General features: G+C 57.3%; 19 protein-coding genes. 8 read left to right on the forward strand and 11 right to left on the reverse strand.

The genetic code is table 11. The features are described from left to right. Window positions 1-543: 543 nt before the first annotated feature. Window positions 544-1,944: an aminotransferase-like domain-containing protein gene (locus CTATCC11996_RS11060; protein WP_003076074.1), complete on the reverse strand. Its 1,401-nt coding sequence runs from the start codon at window positions 1,942-1,944 to the stop codon at window positions 544-546. A 168-nt stretch (window positions 1,945-2,112) separates the two neighbouring features. Between CTATCC11996_RS11060 and CTATCC11996_RS11065 the strand changes: the two genes are divergently transcribed. After that, window positions 2,113-2,346, forward strand: a complete 234-nt coding sequence (locus CTATCC11996_RS11065) for a hypothetical protein (RefSeq protein WP_003076075.1) — start codon at window positions 2,113-2,115, stop codon at window positions 2,344-2,346. A gap of 168 nt (window positions 2,347-2,514) precedes the next feature. Here the strand turns inward: CTATCC11996_RS11065 and CTATCC11996_RS11070 are convergent, their stop codons facing one another. Continuing rightward, window positions 2,515-3,399 carry a LysR family transcriptional regulator gene (locus CTATCC11996_RS11070; RefSeq protein ID WP_003076078.1) on the reverse strand — a complete coding sequence of 295 codons (885 nt, stop codon included), beginning with the start codon at window positions 3,397-3,399 and terminating at the stop codon, window positions 2,515-2,517. Window positions 3,400-3,450: 51 nt separating this feature from the next. On the opposite strand from CTATCC11996_RS11070, the gene CTATCC11996_RS11075 reads away from it, so the two are divergent. Then, entirely contained in the window at window positions 3,451-4,389 is a 939-nt protein-coding gene (locus CTATCC11996_RS11075) for a DMT family transporter (RefSeq protein ID WP_034348739.1), read from the forward strand. Between the two features lie 81 nt (window positions 4,390-4,470). After that, the gene (locus CTATCC11996_RS11080) at window positions 4,471-5,103 is read left to right on the forward strand and encodes a LysE family translocator (protein ID WP_003076082.1); all 633 of its coding nucleotides are present in this window, start codon (window positions 4,471-4,473) and stop codon (window positions 5,101-5,103) included. Window positions 5,104-5,212: 109 nt separating this feature from the next. On the opposite strand, the gene CTATCC11996_RS26255 is transcribed toward CTATCC11996_RS11080, so the two are convergent. Both CTATCC11996_RS26255 and CTATCC11996_RS11085 read right to left on the reverse strand, forming a co-directional pair. Continuing rightward, window positions 5,213-5,719: a TonB-dependent receptor domain-containing protein gene (locus tag CTATCC11996_RS26255; protein WP_330901657.1), complete on the reverse strand. Its 507-nt coding sequence runs from the start codon at window positions 5,717-5,719 to the stop codon at window positions 5,213-5,215. A gap of 153 nt (window positions 5,720-5,872) precedes the next feature. Beyond that, window positions 5,873-6,820, reverse strand: coding sequence for a bifunctional helix-turn-helix transcriptional regulator/GNAT family N-acetyltransferase (locus CTATCC11996_RS11085; RefSeq protein ID WP_003076085.1), 948 nt, complete (start codon window positions 6,818-6,820; stop codon window positions 5,873-5,875). 100 nt (window positions 6,821-6,920) lie between these two features. Between CTATCC11996_RS11085 and CTATCC11996_RS26260 the strand changes: the two genes are divergently transcribed. Next, entirely contained in the window at window positions 6,921-7,178 is a 258-nt protein-coding gene (locus CTATCC11996_RS26260) for a hypothetical protein (RefSeq protein ID WP_034348741.1), read from the forward strand. A gap of 210 nt (window positions 7,179-7,388) precedes the next feature. On the opposite strand, the gene CTATCC11996_RS11095 is transcribed toward CTATCC11996_RS26260, so the two are convergent. From CTATCC11996_RS11095 to CTATCC11996_RS11105, 3 genes are all read right to left on the reverse strand, one after another. Continuing rightward, complete coding sequence (locus CTATCC11996_RS11095) at window positions 7,389-8,267, reverse strand: sensor histidine kinase (protein ID WP_003076088.1); 879 nt, start codon at window positions 8,265-8,267, stop codon at window positions 7,389-7,391. A 44-nt stretch (window positions 8,268-8,311) separates the two neighbouring features. Then, on the reverse strand, window positions 8,312-8,983 hold the full coding sequence (locus CTATCC11996_RS11100; protein ID WP_003076090.1) for a response regulator: 672 nt from the start codon (window positions 8,981-8,983) through the stop codon (window positions 8,312-8,314). An 876-nt stretch (window positions 8,984-9,859) separates the two neighbouring features. Beyond that, complete coding sequence (locus CTATCC11996_RS11105; protein WP_003076091.1) at window positions 9,860-10,744, reverse strand: LysR substrate-binding domain-containing protein; 885 nt, start codon at window positions 10,742-10,744, stop codon at window positions 9,860-9,862. Window positions 10,745-10,862: 118 nt separating this feature from the next. Between CTATCC11996_RS11105 and CTATCC11996_RS11110 the strand changes: the two genes are divergently transcribed. The 3 genes from CTATCC11996_RS11110 to CTATCC11996_RS11120 all read left to right on the forward strand — a co-directional run bounded on the left by CTATCC11996_RS11110 (window position 10,863) and on the right by CTATCC11996_RS11120 (window position 13,081). Beyond that, entirely contained in the window at window positions 10,863-11,486 is a 624-nt protein-coding gene (locus CTATCC11996_RS11110; protein ID WP_003076093.1) for a glutathione S-transferase family protein, read from the forward strand. A gap of 23 nt (window positions 11,487-11,509) precedes the next feature. Then, window positions 11,510-12,547, forward strand: coding sequence for an LLM class oxidoreductase (locus CTATCC11996_RS11115; protein ID WP_034348743.1), 1,038 nt, complete (start codon window positions 11,510-11,512; stop codon window positions 12,545-12,547). Between the two features lie 75 nt (window positions 12,548-12,622). Beyond that, window positions 12,623-13,081, forward strand: coding sequence for a GNAT family N-acetyltransferase (locus CTATCC11996_RS11120; protein WP_003076097.1), 459 nt, complete (start codon window positions 12,623-12,625; stop codon window positions 13,079-13,081). Between the two features lie 131 nt (window positions 13,082-13,212). On the opposite strand, the gene CTATCC11996_RS11125 is transcribed toward CTATCC11996_RS11120, so the two are convergent. The 4 genes from CTATCC11996_RS11125 to CTATCC11996_RS11140 all read right to left on the reverse strand — a co-directional run bounded on the left by CTATCC11996_RS11125 (window position 13,213) and on the right by CTATCC11996_RS11140 (window position 17,544). Then, window positions 13,213-13,749: a P-loop NTPase family protein gene (locus tag CTATCC11996_RS11125; protein WP_003076099.1), complete on the reverse strand. Its 537-nt coding sequence runs from the start codon at window positions 13,747-13,749 to the stop codon at window positions 13,213-13,215. 807 nt (window positions 13,750-14,556) lie between these two features. Continuing rightward, window positions 14,557-15,156, reverse strand: a complete 600-nt coding sequence (locus CTATCC11996_RS11130) for a sugar O-acetyltransferase (protein WP_034348746.1) — start codon at window positions 15,154-15,156, stop codon at window positions 14,557-14,559. A 63-nt stretch (window positions 15,157-15,219) separates the two neighbouring features. Continuing rightward, window positions 15,220-15,615 carry a YkvA family protein gene (locus CTATCC11996_RS11135; protein ID WP_003076104.1) on the reverse strand — a complete coding sequence of 132 codons (396 nt, stop codon included), beginning with the start codon at window positions 15,613-15,615 and terminating at the stop codon, window positions 15,220-15,222. Window positions 15,616-16,440: 825 nt separating this feature from the next. Beyond that, a complete protein-coding gene (locus tag CTATCC11996_RS11140; RefSeq protein ID WP_003076106.1) occupies window positions 16,441-17,544 on the reverse strand; it encodes an NAD-dependent epimerase/dehydratase family protein in 1,104 nt (367 codons plus the stop codon). Between the two features lie 97 nt (window positions 17,545-17,641). Between CTATCC11996_RS11140 and CTATCC11996_RS11145 the strand changes: the two genes are divergently transcribed. After that, window positions 17,642-18,544, forward strand: coding sequence for a LysR family transcriptional regulator (locus tag CTATCC11996_RS11145; RefSeq protein ID WP_003076107.1), 903 nt, complete (start codon window positions 17,642-17,644; stop codon window positions 18,542-18,544). The last annotated feature ends 48 nt before the right edge of the window (window positions 18,545-18,592 follow it).

Consider the following 18,592-nt stretch of genomic DNA (forward strand, 5'->3'; position numbering starts at 1 on the left):
TGCTCGGTTGGCCTGTTGGCTCACCGAGGTCCGGTAGGAGTATCGACAACTGGCGCGCAGGAGACCGCCTTGGCTCGGCAGACTGGAAGTCGCCGGTCGAACACATAACTCCGACAATCATAGTCGTAGTTATGTGAGAGCACATCAAATGGAAGATTCCCGGCCAAAGATTGAGGATTTCAGCTGTTGCAATAGAGATGCAAAGGACGCCGCGAGTGAAGGGCGCACGAGTGATCGCCGGTGTGCCTGGTGCGGGTTGACCTTGCTCCCTGCAAAGTGGATTTCTTCACCCTGTTCAAGAAACGACAAAGGGACAAGCAATGGCAGCAAGTCGGTGCGTAGCACACGCTTGAAATTCAAGCCACCAGACGCATGCCAGGTCCGTGGTGGGCAATCGCAACCGGTGGTCGTAGCGATTCAGGGCATTCCAAGGCCAGCCAGAGCGGTGAGGGCGCTTACAAAGCCGGATTAGTCGATGGTTGAAGCGGCTGGATGCGACCGCATTGAGGGAGCTCCCGAAGGGGAGCCGTTTTTCCCGAGTACTTAAACCACCGCAGCGCTGAACGGCTCGGGCCTTCTCGCCAGCAGATGAGACAGCCTTTGAAGGCCCGTCTGCAAGCGTCTGCGGTCCTTGATGCTGCCCAACGAGATACGAATGGCATTGACGGAGTCGCTGCTGGCGGCACTAGTTGTGAATGCCTCCGCCGGCGTGACTGCGATACCCTCGCTGCCGGCTGCACGCGCAAGCTGTGAGGAGCTCCAATACCCTGGCAACTCGAGCCATACATGAAGGCCGTCTCCAGTGCCGCTGTACCTCCCCGCAAGAATATCCCTGGCCATCCAGTGGCGCAGACGCGCCTCCTTACGTACGCCTTCCATCAACGCGGCAGCCGAGCCGTCGAGGATCCACTGTGTGGCCAGTGCGGCCGTCAGAGGTGCGACCATCAGCGCAAATGACCTGAGCGCGACCAGAAAACGTTCACGTTCATACTGGTCACGTATGAGCACGAAGGCGACACGCAAGCCGGGCGTCAGGCACTTCGACAGGGTCGAGATGTAGGACACCTGTTCCGGGGCAAACGTGGCAATAGGTGGTGGCGGTGCATCGGCAAGCAGCCAGTAGGGGTCATCTTCGACGATGCGTACAGTGCAGCGCTTGGCGATTTTGGCGAGCTCCTTGCGCCGGCGCTCCGGAATGGTGATGGCGGTCGGGTTCTGCAATGTAGGGTTGAGGTAGACCAGCCGAGGCTGGTGCTGATGGCAGGCTTGCTCCAGCATCTCGGGCACCATCCCGTGCTGATCCGCTTCCACCGCAACGATGCGTCGGCCGAACTGGGTCGCAGCAGTACGCAGGCCCGGATAACTTGCTGGCTCTGTCATTATCACATCGCCAGGCTTCGTCAGCGCCAAGATCAATGCGGCAATTGCTGCTTGCGCGCCCGGACAGACAACAACCTGCGCTGAATCCAGGGATCCAAACATCGGCTCCAGCCATCTGGCTCCTGCCTTACGGTCGGAGTCGCTTCCTCCGCCCAGGTGGTAAGTCATCAGCAATGTGGTGTCTGCCCCCATCATTACCTGAGAAAGGCCTTGTTTCAGCAGGTCGTCGAAGTCCACGCCAGCGGGTGGGGGCGGTGTGTTCATGCTCAGGTCGAGGACCGAGGTCAGCTCAACTTTCGGTGCCGCGACATAGGTACCTCGCGCGCCGCGGCCCTCCAGCAGATGGCGGCGTCTGGCTTCGTCGTATGCGCGCGTGACCGTCGTCAGGTCGAGGTTCAGCTGTGCTGCCAGCTGGCGCTGCGGAGGCAGACGATCACCCGGTTTGAGCGATCCGTCTGCCATTGCCGCCTGCAAGGCATCCGCAATCTGCAAGAAGCGCGGCCCGCCATGCACGGCCAATCGCGGCAGCCAAACTGGCAAACTGTCATCTTGTATGGTTTTCATACGCAGACATTTTGTCTCAATGTATGGAAATTGCTTTTAAGTAATATGCCTCAGAGCGTGTGGCGATCCCATTCTTGTATGGCAATCGCCGACGTTTTCGCCTCTCTCCTTCGGGAGGCGGTGTTCCTCACGATAGACAGTGTCAAGTCATAGCTGGAAAATCTCAAAATGATCGATTGGGTCCCTGTACTCTTTGTTACGTTCAAGGTTCTCATCTTCGGTGCGTGCATGTTCTTCGCCATCAAGTGGCATTACGACCAAGGAAAGAAGGGCATGGACAGGCGCGCGTTGCTGCGCACGGGAAGCAAGGTCGCTGCCGCCTTCATGCTGGCGCTGCTGTGTGTGCTGCTGTTCACCTTCGGCCTTGCCAAGATGCTCGGTATGGACTTGAGCCTCCCATGACTGCAAAGGCTGGTCGGCCGATATTCAGTCATGCAATGAACCTTGCACTCATCGCACGACCGTAACTTGTTGCCTTATCGACGGTGGCAATCTGCTTTGCGTCGCTGTTGCAGACTACCTTTGGCTCCAGGCATTCGGTAGATCACTTGCTTCGGATGACGAGGTCGCTCAATGCTCCACCGTCAGACTGGCCCTGCTTTTCCGGGCCAGCTCGACAAAAGCCAAAGCAGCGGGCGAGAGCTTGTCAAAGCTCAGCGCGGCCAACGCGATTTTCCGGCGACAACGGGGCTTTAACTGGCGGTAGACAACACCTGCCGGGGGCTCGGGCAGAGCCAGGCGTGCGGCAATGGTGACTGCCTCGCCTTGCGCTACAAAGCCCATCATTGAAGTGAGCTGCTCAAACCTGAACAGGGTTCTGGGTGCGGCGCCCTGGCTGGCCAAAAATGCATCGATATGGGGGCCCGAGCCTGCGCTGGTGCGGATAAAGGGCTGTCCATGAAAGCTCATGGCGCCAATGGCTGATTGGGACGCCAGGGGGTGCGCAGCGGGCAGCACCGCCACCAGCTCGTCTTCGGCCAGGGGCAGGGTATCGAAGCGCTCGTCGGGCAAGGCGACGAAGCCCAGTTCCACGCGCCGTTCCAGCAACCACTGAACGACAGTGCTGTCTACGGCCTCCTCAATGTGCACCTCGACCAGGGGGTGCTTCTGCTGAAAGCGTGCCAGGAGGCTCGGCAGCAGACGCAGCGACGAGGTGGCGCCAAAAGATGCAATGCGCAAGTTGCCCCGGGCAATGCCATGCTCCGCGTCGGCTTCCTGCTGCAATGCCTCTTTTTGCTGAAGGATGTCATTGGCGCGGCTCAGTAGCCTGACGCCCACTTCGGTCAGTGTTGCCGCAGCCCCTTCGCGCTTGAAAAGCGTGACGCCCAGTTCTGTCTCCAACTGCTTGATGGCATGGCTGACGCCGCTCTGGGAAATACCGAGCACACCCGCTGCGCGCGAGAAGCTGCCGACCCGGGCGAGTGCTGCAAAGACTTCGAGTTGCGTGAATGTCATGAGCTTTTACTCATTCGACGATGAATTCTGATTATCAGATAGTAACGTCTCATGAACACATTACGAACCTCCACCCATCTGGGATTGATTGGCATGGCTGTCCTGTGGGGCGCTTCCTGGCCCTGGGGACGCATTGTCGCGCAAGCCATGCCTCCATTGGCTGCGGCCAGCCTGCGCTTCTTTCTGGCCGGGCTCCTGCTGGTGCTGTGGCTGTACCGCAGCGGGCGCATGGGTGCATTGCGTGTCCTGGGGCCTCGCCAATGGGCGGGCCTGGCCTGTGCTTCTGCCGTAGGTGTGCTGGGCTACTCCGTGTTCTTCTTACAGGCACTCAAGACCGTGCCTGCGGGTAAGGCGGCCATGGTGGTGGCGCTCAACCCGGTTCTGACCATGCTGTTCGCAGCGCTGCTGTTTCGTGAACGCGTGAACGCCATCATGTGCCTGGGTTTGGGGCTGGCCGTAACGGGCGCCCTGTATGCGCTGAGTGGCGGCGCTTTGGGGGATCTGGTGTCTTCCTCGTCCGGCGTGGGTGAGTGGCTGCTGCTTGGCTGCGCCGCATGCTGGGTTGCCTATACCCTGATAGGGCGCATCGTTCTGATCCGCGTGGATGCGCTGACCACGACGACGGCGACCGCACTCATTGGCGCTGCTCTGCTTCTTATGGCCAGCATTGCTCTGGAGGGCTCGTCCGCCTGGACTGGCCTGGCAAAAGCACCTGCCATCGCCTGGTACAGCGTTGTGGCCCTGGCCCTGGGCGCTACGGCATTGGCTTACGCCTGGTACTTGAAGGGCGTCCAGGAGCTGGGTGCTGGCGTCGCAGCCGCGTATATGTCCCTGGTGCCGTTGTTTGGCATGCTGCTGTCCAGCTTCTGGCTGGGAGAGCCCGTTACCAGCTCGCTGCTGGGAGGCGGCGCTACGGCCATCTTCGGCATGTTGTTGATGAATATCGGGCGCATACGACTGGAGAGAACCTCTCACTCGGCGACTGCCTGATCCGGGTCGAGTGCTGCTTCTTTCGGCCAGGAGCAGACCTCGACTGATATATTCAAATGCAACAACACTTGAGAAACCATCATGCCTGGCTTTGAGAATTGGCTTGCTTTCGGCCTTGTTTCCCTTGGAATGGTCCTCACTCCAGGACCAAACATGGTTTACTTGATTTCCCGATCGATATGCCAGGGGCGTGTCGCCGGGCTTATCTCCTTGGGGGGAGTTGCTCTCGGTTTCGTGTTCTACATGATGTGCGCGGCACTGGGCATTACGGCGATCGTCATGGCGGTGCCGTATGCCTACGATGCGTTGCGCATTGGCGGAGCTCTGTACTTGATCTATCTGGCATGGCAAGCCGTCAAGCCGGGCGGTCGCTCTCCGTTTGAGGTCAGGAACCTTCCGCAGGACGGCCCAAAGAAGCTGTTCCTGATGGGTTTCCTGACCAATCTTCTCAACCCGAAGATCGCCGTGATGTATCTGTCACTGCTGCCTCAGTTCATCAGCCCTGAACACGGCAGTGTGCTCTCTCAATCCCTGATTCTGGGCTTCACCCAGATTGTGATCAGCGTCAGTGTGAACGCCGCGATTGCCATGCTTGCAGGCTCGATAGCAGTATTTCTTTCCGCCCGTCCGAAATGGATCATGGTCCAGCGATGGCTGATGGGAACAGTCCTCGCCAGCTTGGCCGTTCGTATGTTGACCGAAACAAGGAAATAGCACCTTGCCGAACTGCCTTGGGACGTATTGCGACAGTCATAGATGGACCATTTGCGGCCCTTCACACATCTCAGAGGCGTTCACCGAGAGATGACGCCATCGCCGAACGTTACACGCCTTGCCCTTGGGGCGGCTGGTACGACCCGGCAGACCCAAGGTATGCGGTTGGGACGAGGCGCGAAGCCACAGACAGTACAGAAGTACGACAAAGTGAACGACGTATCAAGGGCGGTGTTGGCGGCTCTTGGATGCGGCAGCACGCTGTCACCAGCACATTGCGCGGATCGCCGTAGACGCCTGTGCCATAAGAGCCCAGGCCCGGCATATAGGTCTTGTCGAACAGGTTGTTCACATTGACCGACATCGACCAGTGTTTGTCCATCTCGTAACGTGCCATCAGTCCCACCACGGCATAGGAAGGCTGGGGGGCGCGCCAGTACGGAGCGCTGGGCTGCTGGTAATACGTTTCGGTTTGCCTGGTGACATTGCCACCCACGGTCCAGCGCGACCAGTCACCTTGGAGGCGGTAGGTGGTGCCTAGCTTGAGCAGGTCACCATCGCTTAGTTGGTGAAATTGAAATTCCTTTGCATAGAGCGAAAGTAACGTGGCGCTAATTTATCGCATTACAGCCTGCTGATTTATCGCGCCGCGCTTCACACGATGGGGCACTACGTTTGCATCATGGCGCTCATTGCGCGCAGTGAAATCGCCATAGGAGCGTTGCCGCCCGCTGTAGGCCAGAAGCTGTCCTGAGCCGGCAATAAATTTTCAGGATACGCGAACGAATTGCTGCTCGGTCACTGTGCTTCCCCACTGCGCCCCTTGCTCCTCCTTCTGCAGCTTGAAGCCAAAAGACTCATACAGCTTGCGAGCTGCGTCCAACCCCCTGAATGTCCACAGATGGACTTCACGGAACCCACGTATATCGCAGAATGTCATCGCCTCTGTCATCAACAGCCTGCCGACACCGCTACCGCGACAGCCATCGTCCAAGATGAACCATCGCAGATGGGCCCTGTTGTCCCCCAGGTCCTGCCCGTCTATCGCGAGCGAACCAACAATTCGGTCATTGAGCAGAGCGGTCCACACCCTATTGCATGGCTCGTTCAACCGTCCGGCGAACTCAGCCGCTCCGCTTGCAACCTGGCTCTCGAAAAACTGCCCGAAATTGGAGTGCTTCGAGTAGAACGCCGCATGCATTTCGGCAATGCGTCCAACCAGTCCGGGGCGATATCCTGCGCTGACAGTGATTGGGCTTTGCTGTTTTTCTGCCATATTCAAGCGGTGGGCTTTAAGCGCTCCTGCATATGCAGACAAGCCCTGTGCAACCGCTTGTTGCTGGGAGCGATTGAGGTGCTGAAACGCACTTTGCACCTGCATCTGGCCATAGGAGTGAATCTGCCTGACTGTGCTGTGCCCCTGGGCAGTCAACTGCAATAGCTTGAAACGGCCGTCATCGACAGCAGCCACTTCCTTGATCTCTCCTGCTGCAACCAGCTTCGCAAGCATTCGGCTGACGCTTGACTTCTCCAGCCCCAAAAGCTGCACAAGTTGAACTGAGGTCATGTCTTCATGGGCGTCGATTTCAAGCAATGCATGCACAGCCGATGCCGAGTAATCAGTTGTGGCCAGTGTCGGCTGCATGAAGCCGAGCTCTCTTACCAGGGTGCGGGAGTCGGCTCGAATCGAGTCAATTTCAGACATGGTGTTGGTCATTTGTGCCCTCAAGCAATCAATATCGGTTGCAATATACAACTATATAGTTGTAATGAGCAACTGATTTGTGCTGCAGCCTATCCTGGGTAGATGGCTGCCCATGGGCAGATACAGCACGCCAGCCATTCCATCGCGGAATGTCAGTCAAGGCGCCCATGTTGATTTCCTCGTAAAACTGACTGCCGGAGGGCTAGTGGGTCACTTCTGGGCGGATATCAACCGCCTGGCAGAGGTTGCAGAGCGTCTTAGCCGTAGCGTCAAGACAGTCAGTTCGCAGAATATGACCGCGATGCGCAAGCTCAAGGCGAAGTTCAATCAGGAGCTGATGGCGTTTTGCCAGAATAGTGGCGTGTTTTAGCAATGAGATGAGATCGCTTGCCATGGTGCCCGCCAACCGGTTATGAGGTGGGTTCGACTCTGGGTACTGTTCCTGCACCGGCCCCGGATCTCTGTCCACGACAAAACGCCTTCAGTAGGCCTTCATAAGCTCTTCATGAGTCCTTTTTCAGAGTGTGCGGAGAGCTTTCCAATGAAGGTCTCCTGCGCTGCACGCTCAATTCACGCTTCTCTAGCAAAGGCTGGTCGGTTCAGACCGCCATCGCATCAACACCTGCGTGCCTCCACCATAGCGGGGTTGGATGTGAAGGTCGCCGCCGATGTTTCGCATGCGATGAAACATGTTGATGACGCCTTGCCCGGACTTGCCGGGGTTGTTGAGCACAGCTCGAAGATCGAAGCCCTTGCCGTTGTCTTCTATGCTCAGATACCAGTCCCAGCCGAAGCTCTGCAGATCGCCTTGTTGATAGGGCTCCAGGGTCAGCCACATCTCGGTTGCATGGGCGTGCTCTATGGCGTTGCTTATGCCGGCCTGAACGATGGCCAGGATTTCATGCGCAACGCGGTCTCTGGGAAGCGGCAGCGTTGTCTGCTGGCCGACCCCGAGCTCAGGGTCGGTCAACTGCCAGTGCAGTACAAGGCCTTTTCTTTGAAGCGCGGGCTCCAGCCGGTAACGCAATCGCGCCAGGCGCATGGCCAGGTTGTCGGATTGCGCATCCATGGAGTCGACGATCAGGCGCAGGTCCAGCAGCGATTGCTCAAGGACTTTTCTGGCAGGGCCATCTTCAACCGAGGACTGTGAGTTCATCAGGTTCAAGGCCTCTACCAACTGGCTGCCCAGGGTGTCGTGCAGGTCTGACGCGATGCGCTTGCGCTCTTCCTGGACTTCTTTTGAGGGTTGGGCACTGACGCGCAGCCTGGCCTTGATGAGACGATAGATTCGAGGAGTGTAGTGAAGCGAGATAAGCAATCCGCTCAAAGCCACCAAAATACTGAAGACAAAAAACCAATTCTGATCTCGCAGTGGTGTGAGAAAACACCAGCTCAGTATGGTAATGGTCTGAAGGAAAACGGTTGTTGCCCTCCAACCGATATTTTTCAGTGATTCCATACGCTTGCCATCTCGGGCTATAGATATAGAAAATGCCTTCAAATTTATATCAGCCCACGCAAAGAGGCGGCTTTCACAGCATGAGCTCTTGTCTTGGCCTGCAATTTTCGGTACATGTTCTTTACATGCGTGGATACGGTCAATGTGCTTATCTTGAGGTGCGTGGATATTTCAGGAGAGCTGTAGCCGCAGGCAATGAGTTTCAGTATTTCTATTTCTCGCTCAGAAAGTTTCTCTTCCTTGGTGAGGCTTGACGCCGGAACGACATAAGTTTGTGATCTACTGACCAGCGACAGGATTTTCTTGGCAAGAGATGGAGTAATGGATGCACCGCCATTGGCTACTTGCAATACAGCTTGTGCGTAGTCGCCAAACCAGGAGTTTTTCAGCAAATAGCCTACAGCACCTTTCTCGAAAGCCTGAAAGACCTTTTCATCTCTTTCAGTTACCGAGACGATAATGCTTTGCACATGTGGGTGTGTGCCCTGGACAAGTTCAAGCAAATCCAGACCTTCGCCGTCGCCCAGGTTGAGATCAATCATCAGAACGTCGAAGTCGTGCTGCTGAATGCTCTTGCGTGCCTCACGCAGGCTGCAGGCATGCCCAACCAGCAGGGTTCTTGAGTCGCCCATCAGATCCTGGGCAATCACTCTGCGGATATGGCTGTCGTCGTCCACCAGAAAGACGCGAACGGGCTGCTCTCGCTGGCCCACCATGTGCCCTGGCCACATCGAGTGGCTAAGCGATGGAGGGGCGTCATTTTGATGGGTGAACAAGGGCGGGCAAGATGAAGTCTGGACGGCTTGCATAGATGGCTCCCGACGAAAAGACCAGGGGGCTTGAATACTCTAGGAAACTAATTAGTGCGCATTGGGAAATCCATAGAAAATGTCAAATAATGTCAATTTTTACTGAATTTACAAAATGAATCCTGGGAAATGGGTAGCTGCTTGATGTTGTGTTTGTTGAGTTGTGTTATTAACATAATTAATTGATTTAACTTCGTTAATTGAATTTTTAAATCAATATGAAATTGAAATAAATCATCGCTAATTTTGTGCTATTGCATTGTTGGGTTGGATATCGATGGTGTATCTGAATTATTAATTTGGCGTATTTGTTGGGCAATATTTTTTAGAGATTAAGGTGAGTATTTTTGAATGGTATGAAATGTTTCAATTGATATCTGATACGCCGAATTTTTATTCTTTAGAGATTGGAAGAAAAGAAGGGAGATAATTCTCAGACCTTCCATTTCGAGGAATCAATGCAGGAAAGAATATGGTTTTGAGCGAGTGGGCGACATTCAAGGTTTGAGGGTGGCCGTATCGGGTCATTACCGTGGCGTACCGGACTTATTGACAAAATACCTTCAGTAGCTTGGGAAATTGCCATTCAGAAATGGCATGAAATATCGCTGATTGCCCTGGCGGTTATTGCATCGCCCGGTATTGCCTTGGAGCCGCGACCACAACCCTTGGTACGTCGTTGCTTCGCCTTGTCGTACTGCTGTACTGGCTGCGGCTTCGCGCGGCGGGTGATTCAATTCGAGCAGCCTGCAGGGCAGCAGGGCAGGGTCTCCGCTTGCGGCCTTACTGGGCCGCTTCTGCGCGAATCCAGTCCAGGAAGGCGCGCACTTCGGGGCGGTCAGCCGCACTAGGGCGGGTCACGGCGTAGTAGGCGAATCTTGCCGGCCAGGGCTTGTCCAGTACCTGAATGAGCCGGCCTGTCGCGATTTCTTCCTGGGCATATGCCTGCGGCACCAGCGCCAGGCCCTGTCCAGCTTCCGCCGCGCGGATGAGAAGGAAGTCGTCTTCAAATGCGCTGCCGCGCTGCGCACGCGCGTCGTCGGCCACCCCGTGTGCCTTGAGCCAGAGCGGCCAATCTGCGCGGTCTCCGTCGTGGAGCAGGGGGTAGTCAAGGCAATCGCGTGCCTCATTGATCACCGCCCCCTGGCAGGTCTTCAAAAACTCGGGTGAGGCGACAGGTGTCAGAACCGGCGCCATGAGGCAGGTGACCTCAAGCCCGGGATAGTCGCCCAGCCCATGGCGCAAGGCGACATCCACGCGGTCACGTCGCAGGTCTACCAGCTCAGACGTTGCTTCCACGCGGATTTCGATGTCGAGGTGCAATTGCTTGAAGCGCCCAAGCCGAGGTACCAGCCACGATGCCGCAAACGGTGCGACGGTGCTGACCGTCAGGCTGCGTTCTCCCTTGCTGCGTTCCAGGGCATGCATCGCCTGGTCGATCTGAAGAAACGCTTCACGCAGCCTGGGGTACACGCTGGCACCTGCCTCGGTCAGCCGCATGCCAAGGCGTTCACGTTCGAGCAAGACAACTCCCAGGCGGTCTTCCAGTACGCGGATTTGCTGGCTTACGGCGCTGGGGGTGACGTGCAGGGCCTGCGCTGCGGCCTTGACGCTTTTGCGCTGCCCAACTTCTACGAATGTGCGCAATGCCTGCAAGGGATAGCTCATATTTAATTTAGATTTTCTAAATTTATTGGGAAGAAATAATCGCTTTATATAAGGCGTTTTTCATCTGAGAATTTGTGATGCCGGCGATTTCTATGGTTTTAGATTATCTACAAATTCAATGTTGCATCTCTACTCCGACAGTTCCCCCAATGGCTTCAAGGCGACAATCGCGCTTGAAGAGCTTTCTTTGCCTTACCAACTGCACCATGTGCGCATCGATGAAGGCGAGCACCGTCAATCCGCCTTTCTTGCGCTGAACCCCCACGGCCGTATTCCGGTACTCGAGGACAGCGAGACAGGTGTCGTGCTGTTCGAGTCGGCGGCGATTCTCTTGTACCTGGCGGACAGGACCGGAAAGCTGTTGCCGGCAGATCCGCGAGCCCGCTGGGAGGCGATCAAGTGGCTGCAGTTCCATGCATCCAGCGTGGGGCCGCTGCTGGGCCAGCGCGTGCACTTCGAGCTGTTTGCTGATGAACCCATTGCGCCGGCAATCGAGCGTTACCGGCGCCTGACGCAGGAAGCGTTCACGGTGCTGGATCAAGCGCTGGCGGGCCGTCCGTATCTGGCCGGCGACGACTACTCTATTGCAGACATTGCCCATTTCGGCTGGACGCACATCGCGCGAATCATCCATTTCGACTTTAGCCAGCACCACCATCTCAGTGCATGGCACGAGCGGGTTGCGGCTCGAGCGGCTGTACGCAAAGGCATCACGCTGCCCGCACCAGCAACCGGTGCATGAATGAACATCTCGCGAGTCCAGCAATGAAAGCATCCAGACCCTCTGAGCACACGGGCGGTTCCTCCTACGCCGCGTTTTTCGGACACCCCGGCTACCGACGCATGTTTTCGCCGGACAGGTTGACCTTGGGCATCTTTCTGCCGCTGCGCAGCTACAGAGGCGATATGTCGGTGCTGCGCGGCCAGTCGGACCTGGTCGCCGAGATCGACAGCTACGGCTTTGCCGCCGTGTGGGTGCGTGATGTGCCTTTGCTCGATCCATCGTTTGGAGATGCCGGGCAGGTGTTCGATCCCTTCACCTATCTGGCCTACCTGGCGGCCCGAACCAGGAAGGTGGCCTTGGCAACGGGCAGCGCCGTCATCTCCTTGCGTCACTCGATTGATCTGGCCAAGGCAGCCACGACCATTGACCAGCTTTCCGGCGGCCGTCTGGTGATGGGGGTAGCCTCTGGCGACAGGCCGATTGAGTTTCCGGCCTACGGGCTGGAGCACAGTGCCCGGGCGGAGCGCTTTTCCCTGGCGCTCTCCTATATACGCCAGCTCATGCATGCCGGTCATCTGGACATCGACTCGCCGCTGGGACGTTTTGAAGGTGCCGAGTTCCTGCCCAAGCCTGTGTCCGCAAGCATTCCGATGATGGTGACAGGCTCGTCCGGGCAGTCACTGGAGTGGATTGCCGAGCATGCGGATGGATGGCTGACCTATCCCAATGCCACCCACACCCCTAGGGGCCCTCAGCATCTGGCGGAGAAGATTCGGGCCTGGCGTGAACTTGTCCCCGGAGGGGCATTCAGGCCGCACATGACAAACGAATGGATCGATCTGGTGGATGATCCCGGCTATCCTCGGACCCCCTTGCACGGTGGCTATGTTCTGCGCACCGGGCGAAAAGGGCTGATGGCCTTGCTTGAAGCGTGGCAGGCGGCAGGGGTGAACCATGCCGCGCTTGGCATTCAGTTTTCACAACGCCCGCCAGCCGAGGTGCTGGAGGAGCTGGCCAGGGAGGTGCTGCCGCACTTTCCCTCGCACGAAGGACCGTCGGCGGCGTCCGCTGTCTGGTGAGAAACACAGAACCGGCTCGGGAATGACCAACCCGGAGCAATCATGGACAAGAAAACCTCAAGCAAGAGAACCCCAATGCCGAGTGCAGTGAAAATTCGCCCCCTGGAAATGAGTGATCGAGCGCCATGGTGCGATCTCTACCGCCAGTACGCACATTTCTACCAGTCGCCCATGACCGATGCGATCCTGGATCGAACCTGGTCGTGGCTGATGGATCCGCGCCACCCGATGGAAGGGCTGGTCGCAGAGTCGGAGGAGCGCCATTTGCTGGGATTGGCGCATTTTCGCGCGTGCCCTGAACCGCTGATCGCGCAGGACGTCGGGTTTCTCGACGACCTGTTCGTGGCTCAAGGCCAGCGTGGCTCAGGTATAGGCCGCAGCCTGATCATGGGCGTGGCTGCCAAAGCGCGGGAACGGGGCTGGCCCGTGGTGCGCTGGATTACCGCTGGCAGCAATGCCCAGGCGCGCCAGCTCTACGACAAGCTTGCATCGGCAACCGACTGGGTCACTTACGACCTCGATGTGCAGCGATAGCGAGCATATTCGACGGTCTGGTCCGGGCCTGACTGTGGCCATCGCGGTCAGGCACCGAACCGACATCCGGGCGGCAACAAGGTGGTCATTGAAATGCCGGGCTGTAGCAGGGCAGTGGAGATGAACCCGTGTCAGTGCTCTTGTGAGGTCGCGATCGCCTTGAGGAATGTCGAAGCCTCTGAAGGCTCGGCAAATTCAATCCATTGCAGATGCGCGAACTCGCCATGCTCGCGCAGAGCGGCGAACTTCGACTGGTTTTTTGCATAGGTGGATAGCGACCAGAGAAGTACTGAGTCTTTCGAGAAAAAGGCCAGCCGCAGTGACTCCCGGTTTCCATGCGACAGACGCTTGCGGGTGATGCCATGGCCAAGAGTGCGCCGGAGCAGGCGAGAAAATACGGTGAAGCGACCGTAGTTGAGCCACACGACATGTGTGGCTTGTGACCAAAGCACGTCTCGAACAGCACTGTAGTTCCCGTCGGCTACCCAGCATTCTCCTTGAGTAGCTTCAACAACTGAATGCCTGAACTGCTCGGGTGGCACTGCTTGCCAGTCTTGCCCCCAGTAGTGCGAATCCAGTTCGATATATGAGGCCCGGATCTTGCGCGCCAGCTTTTTGGCAAAGGTGGATTTTCCAGCGCCACTGGTGCCGATCACTAGATAGCGCATCTGAGTCCTGTGTTGCCAAGAGCGGTTAACAAGGCCCGGCAAACCGAAGGCTTGCGCTTGAGACGAGACGCGAAGCCGAGGGCTGTGAGAAGTACGACAAGGCGGCGCAACGACGTATCAAGGGTTGTTAGCTGCTCTCAATGACTGCCAGCCATGCTGACCATAGGTGAGGGAAACGATGAATTTCAATGTACGCGAGTCACGCAGCAATGTCGCTGCTGGCCAGGCTGTGGCCGCTGCAAATCGCTCGGCTGGATTTTAGTCCAGCGACTGCGTCTGGCTGGTAGGTGAGAGCCTCGGAACGACCCAGAGGGGACAGTGCATAACCAACCTAAAATTGATCAAGGGTCCACGATGCGGCATATCGGTAGGGGCCAAACATGCCCAATGGAAAGATTGGTTTTTTCGGGAGACTTCACCGTATGAAGGCATTGCAACTCATCGTTATAGTGATTGTGGTTGGCGCGCTTTTTCTAGTGGTGAACGGATTGTTCTCTGCGTGGGCGTTGCTTGAGCTGGCTTGGTCGACGATTCTCAGCTTCGTAAATCTCTTTTGATGTTGGGCTGCAATAACGCGTTCCGCGCCATATGGTTGTCACATCCTTGGATCCCCTGACCCAATTGTTTATTCCATAAGATGCATAACGGCATTGTTATCCCGGGCCCGGTGGCCTGACGTTTTCGCCTGTTTGGCTGGGGCGCTGAGCGTCTGCTTTCATCTGCCGAGACCGACTGTTATTGGCCGATCCGCGACTGTCGCAGACCGACCCTGAGCGGTCATGCATTTGATGGACGTCCTGTGTTTTCTTAGTCGGAAACAGTAAAACCAGTCTTATCTGCGGGAGTAATCGAGCGCAAAACCTTGCATGGAATGCCTGCAGCTATCACGCTCGCAGGGATGTCCTTGGTTACGACGCTGCCCGAGCCAATGATGGTGTCGTCTCCGATCGTCACTCCTGGGTTGATATGAACACCCGCCCCTACCCATACTCTGTTTCCAATCCGAACGGGTTTGGCATAGCATCCCCCAGCCGCCCGCTCATTCGCATCTATGGCGTGATTAGACGTGTAGATTCCTACGCGTGGCCCGAGAAGCACATTGTTGCCAATGAAAATGCCGCCACCGTCCAGCATTACGCAATCGAAATTTGCGTAGAAGTCATTGCCTATGTGTATGTGTTGCCCAAACTCACAGCGAAAAGTCGGTTCAAAGTGAACATTCAAACCAACGGAGCCCAGCAGCCTACGCAGAATGTGTTCTCGCTGCGCAGCAGGCTGTGAAAAAGATGCGTTGTATTCGTTGCTCAGCAATACGGCCTGCGCACGCGCGGTTACCAACTCACTGCTTAAGTCGTTGTACATCCTGCCACTGCGAACTGCTTCAAGTTGAGTATTAAGTGTGCTCATGCCCCAATTGAAGCACGGGATAGCTGTGTTTCCATGCCGCTGTTGGCTCGGTGGGCGACCGTCTCAGAACGACTGAGGATTCAACCAGAGCCATGCCGCGATCCCCATGGCGGCCCACAACGCGATGATCATGATCGCGCCTGCGCGCCTACTAGGCTTAGACCCTTTTTCGGCCATCCAAGCATCGGCTTGATTACGGCAATCTACAAGAACTGATTGGGGTAGCAGCTTGACAGTCAGCCAAATCAGCGTCGGAAGCAAGAGGATATCGTCCACATATCCAAGAGTCGGGATGAAATCAGGAACCAGATCAATCGGGCTGAGCGCATAAGCCACGACAAGAAGTCCCAGCGCTTTCGCATGCCAAGGCGTGTCGGGGTGTTTTCCGGCGAACCAGAGTGTCACGCCATCGCGCTTGATCCGCTTTGCCCAAGCCTTCAGGTTGCCATTGAGATTCATAAAAAATTCCGAGGACAGGTCGGAATTTTCGCTCCTTATCGATGACGGTCACGCATGTTCCGATAACTGCCGATGAAATTTTCGGCAGTCGGAAACATACGAAGCATCTATGCGCATCCAGTTACAAATGCTTGGTCAACGCTCCTAAATTCTCCTCGTTAAAGAGACCAAGCATGGCGAGCGCCATTGCCTTGAAAGTCACTTGATGAACTACACGTCACTCTCGCTGTTTGCTGCACTTGCCATGGCTGCGGCACCTGGTCATGCAGAGGTCTACCTGGGTATAGGTTACGGTGCTCCGGCTCCATACGTGGCAGCACCTGCTCCGTCGTACTATTACGCGGCACCGCCCGTTCAATACGGACCGCCGGCTGTTCAATACGTTCCGAGGCCTGTCTATGCCCCTCGACCCGTGATAGTCGCGCCGCCGGAGGCTGTTCCGGCATGGCGCTGGCAGGAGGACGGCCGACGCTGGAACAGATGGCACAGACACCCTCATCGAGGCTGGCGTGAGGATGACGACGAAGATTGACAGCGACGCCAGACGTCGACATTTGACCTCTGCGTGGCCGCGAACGGCAGGTCCAGGCTGATCAGAGTCATTCGAGCACTGTGCCTTGGCGGCAGTCGCTTTCTTCACAGGTCATTCGCTGGGTTGCAATTCGTATGACCGCTACACCTCCAAGACCTGGCACTTGATTTACGGTACAGGTGATCCTGCGATGAACGATAGATCAAGTTCGGAACGTACTGATGCTATCGACCCAGTGCGTGAATTCGGCAGCATGCGCTACAGCTGTCGTTCGCCATCACTGCCAGGCCAGATCACCGACCGATACTTGGCAAATTCGCAAACAGGTGCTCCGCACGCACATCGCTCGTGCAGAGACAGAGGCCAACGGCCAGCGCAACCATTGCTGTGGTGAAAGCTTTTTTGACGGTGCTTAACTTGCGCCCAGGTGTCGCCGGCAAGCACCCCATACCTTCCAAGGCGGCCTCCACCGCCTCATCCAGCGGCGTATGCGGCTCATGTCCGAGCGTCGAGACCAGCTTGGCGTTGCTCATCTTTATCCGCGTGCTCCACAAGTAGCGCATCTCACGCAGCTCACGCAAGGTCGGTACAAAGGGCGCTGCAAGCGCAGTAAGCCACCAGGGAAAGGCTCTCACTTTGGGCTGGACTCCGCCGCGCCTGACAACCACGCGGCAGATCGCAGCGGCCAACTGGGTGCCGTCGACGTCCCAATGGCCTGCCATGTGGAAGGCGGCAAAGGAGGGCAGTGTGCCGCGCCGCTGCACCAGTTCCACCATGGCGCGGGCTACGTCGGGCAGGTAAGACCATTGATGGCCCACGCCGGGTGCGTTGGGCACGCTGATGGACTTGACCGGCTGGCCGGGCTTTAGCATGCCCTGTGAGAACCAGCTATTGCCCGGCATGGGTCCGAAGAAGTCCCCCGCGCGCACCACGATCACTCGGCAGCTCCGGCTGCTGGCCCGCAGCAGAAGCCGCTCCATCTCCACACGGATGGCACCCTTGGGGGTGAGGGGCTGCTGCAGCGAATCTTCATGTAACGTGGGAAAGGCGCTGGGGCCGTAGTTGTAGACCGTGCCAGGCAGCACGATGGTGGCGCCGTTGGCCTGCGCGGCGACGATGGTGTTGTCAAGCATGGGCAGCACCAGCTCACCCCAGTGACGGTAGCCGGGCGGGTTGACGGCGTGCACAATGACGGAGCATCCTTCTGCGGCGGCCAGCACATCGTCGCGGTTCATCGCGTCGCCGCGCACCCAGACCATGCCGTCGCGCAGCTCGATTTGCTGCTCACCGCTGCGGCGTAATGCGCGCACTTTCCAGCCTGCGTCGCGTAGTTGCCGTGCCACTTCGCCACCGATACCGCCGGTGGCGCCTAGAACCAAGGCAGTGTTGCTTTCCATCTCATTACCCCTGAATTTGTTGCGATGAAAGGAAGTTTCGGGCGGGTACTGCTATTAAGCAATTGACCAACATGTGGTAGCCGTCATACATTTTTGTATGGCTAACGACAACACCACCGAGATCGGCTGGGAGCTGTACCGCTCCTATTTGGGCGTGCTGGAAGAGGGCTCATTGTCCGGTGCGGCGCGCGCCATGGGAATTGCCCAGCCCACCGTGGGGCGGCATGTGGACGCGCTGGAAAAAGCGCTGGGTGTGAAGCTGTTTACACGTTCGCAAATGGGTCTTATACCCACTGAGGCGGCGCTAGCGTTGAAGCCGTTTGCCCAGACCATGCACAGCGCTGCCGCTGCGCTAAAACGTATGGCCGTAAGCCAAGGCTCGAGCATCCAGGGAACGGTGCGCGTGACGGCCAGCGAGGTGATAGGGCAAGAGGTATTGCCACCTATCCTGGCGCAACTGCAGGACACACACCCGGACCTGACGGTGGAACTGGTGCTGACCAGCCGCGTACAGGACCTGTTGCAGCGCGAGGCCGACATCGCAGTGCGCATGACACAACCCAGGCAGGAGCAACTGATTGCCCGGCGCGTTGGGGCGATGGCACTTGGCCTGCATGCGCACAAGCGCTATCTGGACAAGCATGGGACGCCCGCCTCGCTGGCCGATCTGGCGCAGCACGCGCTGATTGGCTTTGATGAAGAAACGCCGTTCGTGCGCGCTGCCCGCAAGGCATTCCCGATCTGGAGCCGCGAAAACTTTGCGGTGCGCACCGACAACGACATGGCACAGATGGCGCTGATCCGAGCTGGCTGCGGTATTGGCGTGTGCCAGGTGAATCTAGCGGCGCGCGACCGGAATCTGGTGAACATATTGCCTGGAAGCATTCCGCTGAGCCTGGAGACCTGGCTCACCATGCACGAAGATCTGCGCAACAATCCGAGCTGCAAGGTGACATTTGATGCGCTGTTGAAGGGGCTGCAAGACTACATGACTCCCTAGCCGGTCGACACTGCGCTGGGCCTGATGCGGTTGTTTGCCAATGACCCA

The organism is Comamonas testosteroni ATCC 11996, assembly GCF_000241525.1.
Lineage (GTDB): Bacteria > Pseudomonadota > Gammaproteobacteria > Burkholderiales > Burkholderiaceae_C > Comamonas > Comamonas testosteroni.